Annotated in this window: 8 protein-coding genes; 2 read left to right on the top strand and 6 right to left on the bottom strand. The window is 69.1% G+C overall.

The window, feature by feature from the left end; all coding sequences use genetic code 11:
- Nucleotides 1–200 precede the first annotated feature (200 nt).
- From EII34_RS14005 to EII34_RS13985, 5 genes are read right to left on the bottom strand one after another with little or no spacing between them, the layout of a single operon-like run.
- Nucleotides 201–899 carry a LamG domain-containing protein gene (locus tag EII34_RS14005; RefSeq protein ID WP_124845789.1) on the bottom strand — a complete coding sequence of 233 codons (699 nt, stop codon included), beginning with the start codon at nucleotides 897–899 and terminating at the stop codon, nucleotides 201–203.
- Nucleotides 899–1,756 (bottom strand): type I methionyl aminopeptidase, encoded by an 858-nt coding sequence (gene map, locus EII34_RS14000; protein ID WP_124845788.1) that lies wholly within the window; start codon nucleotides 1,754–1,756, stop codon nucleotides 899–901. The genes EII34_RS14005 and map overlap by 1 nt, the downstream gene beginning before the upstream one ends.
- Entirely contained in the window at nucleotides 1,753–2,655 is a 903-nt protein-coding gene (locus EII34_RS13995; protein WP_124845787.1) for an N-acetylglucosamine kinase, read from the bottom strand. Before EII34_RS13995 ends, map begins: the two co-directional genes overlap by 4 nt.
- Nucleotides 2,652–3,587: a DUF2510 domain-containing protein gene (locus EII34_RS13990; protein ID WP_124845786.1), complete on the bottom strand. Its 936-nt coding sequence runs from the start codon at nucleotides 3,585–3,587 to the stop codon at nucleotides 2,652–2,654. Before EII34_RS13990 ends, EII34_RS13995 begins: the two co-directional genes overlap by 4 nt.
- A gap of 47 nt (nucleotides 3,588–3,634) precedes the next feature.
- Nucleotides 3,635–4,468 carry a DUF2510 domain-containing protein gene (locus tag EII34_RS13985; protein ID WP_185711355.1) on the bottom strand — a complete coding sequence of 278 codons (834 nt, stop codon included), beginning with the start codon at nucleotides 4,466–4,468 and terminating at the stop codon, nucleotides 3,635–3,637.
- A 113-nt stretch (nucleotides 4,469–4,581) separates the two neighbouring features.
- Between EII34_RS13985 and EII34_RS13980 the strand changes: the two genes are divergently transcribed.
- Nucleotides 4,582–5,874: a glutamine synthetase family protein gene (locus EII34_RS13980; RefSeq protein WP_185711356.1), complete on the top strand. Its 1,293-nt coding sequence runs from the start codon at nucleotides 4,582–4,584 to the stop codon at nucleotides 5,872–5,874.
- Here the strand turns inward: EII34_RS13980 and EII34_RS13975 are convergent.
- A complete protein-coding gene (locus EII34_RS13975) occupies nucleotides 5,861–6,316 on the bottom strand; it encodes a sterol carrier family protein (RefSeq protein ID WP_185711354.1) in 456 nt (151 codons plus the stop codon). The genes EII34_RS13980 and EII34_RS13975 overlap by 14 nt on opposite strands.
- Nucleotides 6,317–6,348: 32 nt before the next feature.
- Between EII34_RS13975 and EII34_RS13970 the strand changes: the two genes are divergently transcribed.
- Entirely contained in the window at nucleotides 6,349–9,273 is a 2,925-nt protein-coding gene (locus EII34_RS13970; protein ID WP_124845783.1) for a bifunctional [glutamine synthetase] adenylyltransferase/[glutamine synthetase]-adenylyl-L-tyrosine phosphorylase, read from the top strand.
- Nucleotides 9,274–9,286 lie beyond the last annotated feature (13 nt).

Genomic DNA, 9,286 nt, shown 5'->3' with positions numbered 1-9,286 from the left:
CGAGCAGGCCCCAATGGAGGGGTCAACTGTCGTTTGACAAGGGTCTTTCGCAGGTTGCAGGGAGTCTCCGGCTTACAGGCCGACTCGTCCCCTCAACGTCACCGATGGCTCATCCCGCTGTGCTCGGTGCTGGAGGACGTCGGTGTCGCCGTCGACTGATCCGGTGCGGGGTCCCTGCCCTCCTTGCGTCGGGAGACCATTCAGCCCGGGGCGCGGAGGGGGCGGAGCAGGATGGTCTGTTCCCATTCGAGGTCGGGGTGCCAGTCATCCAGGATCGAGCGGTGGACCCCGGCCTGGACCACCATGTGCACCCGGGTGGTGTGCGGGGCGTGTGGGGTCTCCAACCTCCGTTGCAGAGTTCCGTCGAGGTACCAGCACACCGTCGTCTCGCCCACCTCGACGGCGTAGCGGTGAGGCCTGGTCACGTCGACCGGGACCATCTTCGGGTCGTGCGCGGGAGCACCACTCAGGGGGTCGGCCCAGTGCAGGTTGGTCATCGTCTCACCCGTCCCGATGCGGCCCTCCATGAGGTTGATCTCCCCGCTCGGCCACTCCTGGTCGTCGTCCGGCCAGAGCATGGCCACCATCTCGACCCGGTCACTGGGCGGGGCCTGGATCTCCATCTCCCACACGCCCAGTGCGGCGGCGCTGTGCAGTCCGGCCCACGACGGGCAGAGCAGTGCGTTGTGCAGTGCCTGCTCGTGCCCGACCCCGGCCTCTCGGTACAGCTGGTAGGCGGCGCGGTCCAGCCGCAGCCGCAGCTCGAAGACGCCGTCGGGCACCAGCCGGGTCATGTCCGGGCTGTACCGGCCCAGGGTACCGTGTTCCGGGCGCTGCACGGACCAGCCACCGTAGGTGCGGTGACGCAACAGGTCGGCGTGCGAGGACTCGTCGGTCATCAGGGTGTTCGTGGGGCCGTGATGATCTCGGCCCCGGTGCTGGTGACGACGATGGTCTGTTCGAACTGGGCAGCGCGGGAACGATCCCTGGTCACCACCGTCCAGCCGTCGTCCCAGATCTCGGAGGCCTGGTCGCCGAGGGTGAGCATCGGCTCGATGGTGAAGGTCATCCCCGGTTTCAGCAGGGTCTCGTACCGGGGTTCGTCGTAGTGCAGGATCACCAGGCCGGAGTGGAAGGCGGTGTGGACCCCATGGCCGGTGTAGTCACGTACCACGCCGTAGCCGAAACGTCTGGCGTACGACTCGATGACGGTGCCGATGACCGAGGTGGTCCGCCCCGGTTTCACCGCGCGGATCGCCCGGTTCATGGCCTCCTGGGTGCGTTCCGCCAACAGCCGCGACTCCTCGTCGACATCGCCGCACAGGAACGTGTAGCAGTTGTCACCGTGCACCCCGTTCTTGAAGGCCGTGACATCGATCTTGACGATGTCCCCGTCCTCCAACGGACGGGCATCCGGGATGCCGTGGCAGATCACCTCGTTGACCGAGGTGCAGCAGGACTTGGGGAAGTTCCGGTAACCGAGGGTGGAGGGGTAGGCCCCATGGTCCAGGATGTACTCGTGGACGATCCGGTCCAGCTGGTCCGTGGTCACCCCCGGGGCGACGGCCCGACCGGCCTCGTGCATCGCCTCGCAGGCGATGGCACCGGCCTCACGCATCGCCTCGATGACCTCGGGCGTCTGGACGTCGCTGCCGGTGTAGCGTTCCGGGGCACGTCGACCGACGTAGGCGGGGCGGGCGATACGGGACGGGACGTCCAACCTGGGCGAGACGTGGTGCGGGGTAACGGGGCTCACGCCGTCACAGTGTAGTGGTCCGTGACCCCGGCCAGTGGTGAGCCGGGAGCGAGCCCCGGCAGCAGGGTCGCACCTCGCAGACCGTTCCCGATGGCCTCCCGCAGTTCAACCCCGGGCACCAGCCTGGTCAGCTCAGAGGCGAAGGAGGAGGCGATCAACGGGTTGCGGAACACATTGCCCACGCGGCTGGCCACGGGATCCGCGCCGACCCCGCGGAGCCCGGCTGCGACCGAGGCGGCGAGGGCGGCACCGGCACGCCTGGAGATGTCGGCGCTCACGGCATCACTCCCGGCATGCTCCGCGACGTGACGGCCCCATGCGGCGACACGCGAGACCCGCTCCGGATCCGACTGCACCTCGAGGTACAGCGTTGCCAGGTCCCCGAACTCGGCACGTGCCACCTCGGTCAGAGTGGTGGTCGGGCCGCGGCCGTCGAAGGCCTTCAACACGGCTGAGAGGGCCTCCCGTCCGATCCAGAAGCCGGCCCCCTCGTCGCCCAGCAGGTGTCCCCAGCCGTCAACACGACGTACTCCGTCCGGACCGGCGGCCAGGGTCACTGCCCCGGTCCCGGCCGCAACGACCGCACCGGAGACATCTCCCAGTGCACCCAGGTAGCTGGTGATCGAGTCGTGCGCGATGGACACCGAGCCCACCTTGTTCCCCAGCAACGCTGCCAAGGTCCGGGCGGAGTCCTCGGCCCCGAGACCGGATGCGCCGATGGCGACGGCGTCGACCCGCCGACCATCGAGGACGGCGGTGATGCGATCGGCGATCTGCGGCAACAACGGTCTGCTGGCGACGATCCCCGGGAGCTCGGGGCCGTCGACGGTTCGGCCAGCACTGTCGAGGGCGGAGCGGACACCGGTCTGTCCCACGTCCAGGGCGAGCACGTCGATCATGAGAACTCCAGCTGGTTGATGGCACTCCACATCGCCGTGGCCGCATCAGGATCGTGTCCGGCCGCCACGACGACGACCACGACCATCCTGTCGTCCAGGATGATCGTTCCGATCGCCAGGTCGTCGTGGTCGACTCCCTCGACCCCGGTGACGGGGACCTCGAGCTGCAGCCAGGTGCCTGCTGTCCCGGAGACGCCGTCGAGGCTGATCACGGTGCCCGTGGTGCCCTTCGGGTAGAGGGCCCTGTCCCCCAGGATGCACCGCGCCACCCGGATCACGCTCTGGCCGGGGGAGACGAAGCCCTCCTCGACACGCAGGGACCCCAGGGTCACCGAGGACATCCAGCGCGACTCGTACTGCTTGGTCGCGGAATTCGACTCGTGCATGAAGCCGTAGGGCACCATGCGCGCCTCGAAACCATCGGGCAGGGGCATCCGGACCCCTGCCGCAGCCAGCATGCCGTCGCCGTCCAGCTCGCCCCGGGCACTTGGGCTGGTCAGCGGGCACGACCTCTCCTCCTCGAGGACATCGCCGATCTCGACCGTGGCATCCGCGGCCAGGGAGGCATCGACACCGGGTGGGAGGCTCCCGGTGCTGGGGGCCGGTGCGGCGGTGGTGGTGATCCCGGTGGGGGTGCCCGGGGGGTGAGGGGCCGGGGCAGTGGTGCTGTGCCGTCCCAGCAGCACCCACCATCCTGCGCTCAGGGCCAGGACGAAGGCGACGGTGACAGCCAGCCACACCAGGGGTGCGTTGTTGCGCACTGCCGACGTGCCCGCGGGAAGGGGCTGAGGGGTGAACTGCTCGAGATCCGGTTCGACGACCGGGGACGAGGGCGGCGACGTCGGATGGGTCTGCCCGGTCCACTGTGAACCGTTCCAGAAACGCTGCTGATGCGGGTCCTGTGGATCCGGGTACCACCCTGGTGCTGACATGCCTTCATCGTAGGGCCTCGGTGTCCTCGGCTCGACACGGCGATGCCTCAGGCACGCTGGAGCGAGTCCAGGCAGGTCGCGACGAGTTCCTTGCGCCGGGGATCCTCGATGGGGGCCTGGGTGTGGAAGAGGGTGAAGTGTCCCTCGACACCGACCTCGGTCATGAGGACGACGACCTCGTCACCGCTGACCGGTTGACTGCCCGGCTCGTTCCAGAAATTGGCCCGGATCAGCCACCCCCTGACCCCGTCCCTGGTGACGTGTTCGCGGTCCTCGAGCGTCTCCACGTGACTCAGGGTGTTGTAGTAGTACGAGGTGCTCATGCAGGAGATCAGCTGCTGTGCCGCGGTCCTGGTGTCACCCGAGAACGTCTTGGTGTCGATCTGCCCGATGGCGGTGATCGCGACCCATGAACTGGCGACCCTGTCCTGCTGCCCGGAGCGCTCCGTGGCGAAGTCGATGGCCCACCCCCCGTCGTCCCTCCAGCCGGGGACGGCCTGGTACTTCATCCCGCCGGAGACGTACCAGCCGCCTTGCGGGTCTCGCACGTCCGGTTCGGCGATGGGGCACGCCACCGGGCGTCCGGCACCGTCGGTGGGCTGTGGGGAGGTGGGGGTCTCGGTCGGCTCCAGCTCATTCCACTGGGTTCCTGACGGCAACGCGGAGTTCGTGTCCGTCGGCAGTGCCCACGGATTGCTCCGCCACGGCTGCCACACGAGGGCGATGACGATGAGGGTGGCGACCAGGATCCCGGCGATGAGGGGCCACAGAGGTTTCCCGGTGCTGTCCCGGGCATCGTGGTCGGCCTGCCAGGCAGCCCCGTCCCAGTACCGGGGCTCGCCTGAGCCCTCCGGATCCGGGTACCAGCCTGGTTCTGCCATGACGCCCATTATGAGGCCTTGTGGGCCACCCTTCGCGGGCCGCACCGCGGGAGTCGCCCACCTGGGGCACACTATGGGGCATGGACAGGCAGACAGAGTTCGTGCTCCGCTCCATGGAGGAGCGGGACATCCGGTTCGTTCGTCTCTGGTTCACCGACGTGTTGGGCTCGCTGAAATCCGTGGCGATCGCGTCTGCGGAGGTGGAGGGGGCCATCGCCGAGGGTGTGGGGTTCGACGGTTCCGCCATCGAGGGGTTCGCACGCGTCTACGAGTCGGACATGGTGGCACACCCGGATCCATCGACCTTCCAGGTCCTGCCCTGGCGACAGAGCCAGCGTGGCACCGCTCGCATGTTGTGCGACATCAAACTTCCTGACGGCTCCCCGAGCTTCGCGGATCCCCGGTACGTCCTGAAGCGGGCGCTGAAGAAGGCCGCCGACATGGGGTTCACCTTCTACATCCACCCCGAGATCGAGTTCTTCCTGCTCAGTCAGCTGAATCCGCCGGTCCCCCTGGACGACGGTGGGTACTTCGACCACACCACCCTCGGGGTCGGTACGGACTTCCGGCGGGATGCCATCACGATGCTGGAGCAGATGGGCATCTCGGTGGAGTTCAGTCACCACGAGGCGGCGCCCGGGCAGCACGAGATCGACCTGCGGTACGCGGATGCCCTGACGATGGCCGACAACATCATGACGTTCCGGGTGGTGATCCGGGAGGTCGCGGTCTCGCAGGGCATCCACGCGACCTTCATGCCGAAGCCCTTCTCGCAGCAGCCCGGGTCCGGCATGCACACCCACATGTCGCTGTTCGAGGGGGACACCAATGTGTTCCACGACGGCGCCGATGAGTACCGGCTGTCCCGGACGGCCCGCCAGTTCGTCGCAGGGCTGCTGCGGCACGCCCCGGAGATCACCGCCGTGACCAACCAGTGGGTCAATTCCTACAAACGGTTGATGCGGGGCTCCGAGGCCCCCACCTATGCCTGCTGGGGGAGGTCCAACCGGTCCGCCCTGATCCGGGTCCCCCAGTTCTCCCCGGCCAGGTCCAGCTCGGCCCGGATCGAGTACCGCGCCATGGACTCGGCCTGCAACCCGTACCTGACCTTCGCCCTGCTGCTGAACGCCGGCCTGGCCGGGATCGAGAACGAGTACCCACTGCCCGAGGAGACCGAGGACGCGGTGTGGCGGCTCACCGACCGGGAGCGCCGGGCACTCGGCATCGAGGCCCTGCCCCGCAGCCTGGATTCGGCACTTCGACTCATGGAGAACTCCGAACTGGCCGCCGAGACGCTCGGGGAACACGTCTTCGAGTACTTCATGCGCAACAAGCGTGCCGAGTTCGACGCCTACCGCCAGCAGGTGACGCCGTGGGAGGTCGAGCGTCACATCACGGTGCTGTGAGCGGGAACACCTCGGCGAGTCGGGCGGCATGAACTCCCGAGGCCGACACGACGGCGTCCTCCCAGGAAACACGTCCCGTGGCGAGATCCAGCAGCACCTCGCCGGTCATCTCGACGACGTTGGGCGGGGTGCCGCGGGTGTGCCGGGGGCCGTCGCCGAAACCCACCTGCACGGCCGTGAACGGTGGTACCCGCAACTCGACGGTGCCGCCCGGGTGTCGGGCGGCCAGCCTGGCCGCCGTCGCCCGGCAGGCGGCAGCGCGCAGCACCCGGTCCAGATCGGGGCTGAGGGTCGCAGCACACAGCAGGGCATCCGTCAGGTCGGGGCGGGAGGCGGCGAGCGCGGTACGGATCGCCTCGCGCAGCGACTCCGCCGATGCCGGGGGAAGTCGGTCCGCCAGGTTCTCCAGGGCGGTCAGGGTGCGTGGGTCCGGACGGAACATGTCGTCATCGTAGGCTGGGTAGGGTTGCTGCCGTGAGCAGGCTCAACACCACCGTCGGCGAGTTCGCCCGCCGGGGTTTCGACTCCCCGAGTGGCGCTGCGCGGGTGTGGGAGGGCTGGACGAGGCGTCTGGGACAGGCCCCGCCGCTGGACCTGACGCTCTTCGAGGTCGCCGCTGATCGTGACCAGGCCCTGGAGCTCCTCGCCCGGATCGACGAGGCCGCACCCGGGCTGCTGTCGCGTGTGGTGGCTGATCAGGGATGGTGCACCCGCTTGTTGGCGGTGCTCGGGGGCTCCTCGGTCCTGGCGCGATTCCTGGCTCGCCGTACCGAGCAGATCGAGTGCCTCGCGACGGAGCCCGACCTGAAGGGGCAGGCGCGGCGGACGGAGTTGCAGGAGCGAGCCCTGGGGGCCGACGGTGTCGTCGATCCCGACCTGTTGCGACGCGCCAACCTCGCGGCACTGGTCGAGATCGCCGCCTTCGACCTCACCCATCCCCATCCGGAACAGGTCGTGGATCAGGTCGCGGCGGAACTCACCCACCTGGCCGATGCCGTGCTGCAGTGTGCCCTGCAACGTGCCCGGGCCGAGGTGCCGGGGTCGGAGAAGGTGCGACTCGCGGTCCTGGCGATGGGCAAGGCCGGGGGCGCAGAGCTCAACTACGTCTCGGACGTGGACGTCATCCACATCGCTGAACCCGCCGATGGTGCCGATGCCGACGAGGCGATGCAGATCGGTGCCGGGGTCGCCGCGGCACTGGCCCGCATCTGCTCAGCACACACCGCTGAGGGCACGATCTGGCCGCTCGACGCCGGGTTGCGGCCCGAGGGCAGGGCCGGGCCGCTGGTGCGCAGCCTCGCCTCCTGCGAGACCTACTACCGCACCTGGGCGAAGAACTGGGAGTTCCAGGCCCTCCTCAAGGCGCGACCCGCCGCCGGGGACCAGGACCTGGGTCAGGCCTTCTGCGACATGGTGGCCCCCCTCGTGTGGCAGGCCGCAGGGCGAGACGGATTCCTGGCCGAGGCACGTGCCATGCGACAGCGGGTCATCTCCCTCATCCCGCCGAAGGAGGCCGATCGGGAGATCAAGCTGGGTGTTGGCGGGTTGCGCGACACCGAGTTCAGCGTCCAGCTGCTGCAGCTGGTCCACGGGCGTGGTGACGAGCGGCTCCGGGTACGCGGCACCTTCGAGGCCCTCCAGGCGTTGACCGAACACGGCTACATCGGACGTGCGGACGGGGCCGCGATGGTCGAGGCCTACCGCACACAACGGGTGCTGGAGCACCGGGTGCAGCTGCGACGACTGCGTCGCACACACCTCGTCCCCGACGACGAGCAGGGATGGGTGCACCTGGGGCGCACCCTGGGGCGCGGACCGGATGAGGTGCAGTCCGCCTGGAGGTCCTCCACGAGGTCGGTGGAGCGGCTCCGCCAACGGATCTTCTTCTCCCCGCTGCTGGATGCCGTGAGCGGGATCTCCTCCGATGCGTTGCGGCTGTCCACCACGGCCGCCCAGGAACGGCTGCGGGTGCTGGGGTTCGAGGACCCCAGGGCGGCCCTCGGCCACATCCAGGCCCTCACCCAAGGTGCCTCCCGCACCGTCGAGATCCAACGCCAGCTCATGCCCGCGATGCTCGGCTGGGTCGCCGAGGGGCCGAACCCGGACTTCGGGTTGCTGGCCTTCCGGCAGCTCTCCGACGCACTCGGCACCACCTCGTGGTACATGAGGGCGCTGCGGGACGAGGGCTGGATGGCGCAACGTCTGGCCCACATCGCCTCCTCCAGCCGCTACGTGGTGAACCTGTTGATGCGTGCACCGGAGATGGTGCAGCTGCTGGCCCACACGGATGATCTCGAACCCCGTTCCCGGGACCTGCTCACCGGGGCCATGGGCCGCGCCATCGCCCGGGCATCGGATCACGCGACGGCCATCGCCTCGGTCAGGGCGTTGCGTCGTTCGGAGCTGTGTCGCATCGCCCTGGGGGATGTGCTCGGCACCGCCGACGTGGTGGTGGTCGGGCAGGCCCTGTCGGACCTGGCGGAGGCCACCTTGGATGCGGGGCTCGAACTGGCGCGCCTGGAGGTCGACGGTCCTCCGGTCGGGGTGATCGGCATGGGTCGCCTGGGCGGCGGCGAGCTCAGCCACTCCTCCGACGCCGATGTGATGTTCGTCATCCCCGATGATTCCAGTCCCGACGGGGTGGAGGCGGCCACCCGGCTGGTACGGCGCGCCTGTGACATCATCGGGAAACCGGGCCCGGATCCCGGTCTGGTGGTCGATGCCGACCTGCGCCCGGAGGGCAGGGGTGGCCCACTGGTGCGCACGGTCTCGTCGTACCTGACCTACTACGAGCGCTGGGCCGCGGTGTGGGAGGCGCAGGCACTGCTGCGGGCGAGGCCGGTGGCCGGGGAGCTCCGGTTGGCCGAGTCGGTCCGTGACGGCGTCTCCGGGCTTCGTCACCCGCGATCCGGGTTGAGCGCCGCTCAGGTGGCAGAGATCAGACGGCTGAAGTCGCGGATGGAGAACGAGCGGATCCCTTCCGGCGCGGATCGAACACGTCACCTCAAGCTGGGCACGGGTGGACTGACGGATGTGGAGTGGAGCGTCCAGCTGCTGCAGCTGCAGCATGCCGGGACCCATCCCGTGCTGCGCACCTCCTCGACCCTGATGGCACTCGAGGCAGCCGAGCGGGTGGGCGTGCTGTCCCCCGAGCACGGAGCCACGCTGCGGGAGGCCTGGTTGCACGTCAGCCGGGTCCGCAACGCGATCACGCTGGTGCGGGGACGAGCCGGCGACACCCTCCCCGTCGACTACCGGGAGCTCGCAGCCGTCGCCGGTCTGTTGGGGTACCGGCATGACCAGCACTCCCAGCTGGTTGACGACACCCGGCGGCTCATGCGGCTGGCGGCCCGGGTCGTCGACGTCGTGTTCTGGGGCCTGGAGGATGAGCGTTCGTGACGGATCGGGTAGA

It is taken from the genome of Arachnia propionica (genome assembly GCF_003859805.1).
In the GTDB taxonomy this organism is placed as follows: Bacteria; Actinomycetota; Actinomycetes; order Propionibacteriales; family Propionibacteriaceae; genus Arachnia; species Arachnia propionica_C.
The sequence above is the reverse complement of the archived record's forward strand: the minus strand, read 5'-3'. Positions and strand labels throughout refer to the sequence as shown.

Excerpts from the sequence above, each read along its gene's own strand:
- EII34_RS13980 (WP_185711356.1), top strand. The coding sequence starts at position 4,582 with ATGGAGGAGCGGGACATCCGGTTCGTTCGTCTCTGGTTCACCGACGTG.
- EII34_RS13995 (WP_124845787.1), bottom strand. The coding sequence starts at position 2,655 with ATGATCGACGTGCTCGCCCTGGACGTGGGACAGACCGGTGTCCGCTCC.
- EII34_RS14005 (WP_124845789.1), bottom strand. The coding sequence starts at position 899 with ATGACCGACGAGTCCTCGCACGCCGACCTGTTGCGTCACCGCACCTAC.
- EII34_RS13990 (WP_124845786.1), bottom strand. The coding sequence starts at position 3,587 with ATGTCAGCACCAGGGTGGTACCCGGATCCACAGGACCCGCATCAGCAG.
- EII34_RS13985 (WP_185711355.1), bottom strand. The coding sequence starts at position 4,468 with ATGGCAGAACCAGGCTGGTACCCGGATCCGGAGGGCTCAGGCGAGCCC.
- EII34_RS13975 (WP_185711354.1), bottom strand. The coding sequence starts at position 6,316 with ATGTTCCGTCCGGACCCACGCACCCTGACCGCCCTGGAGAACCTGGCG.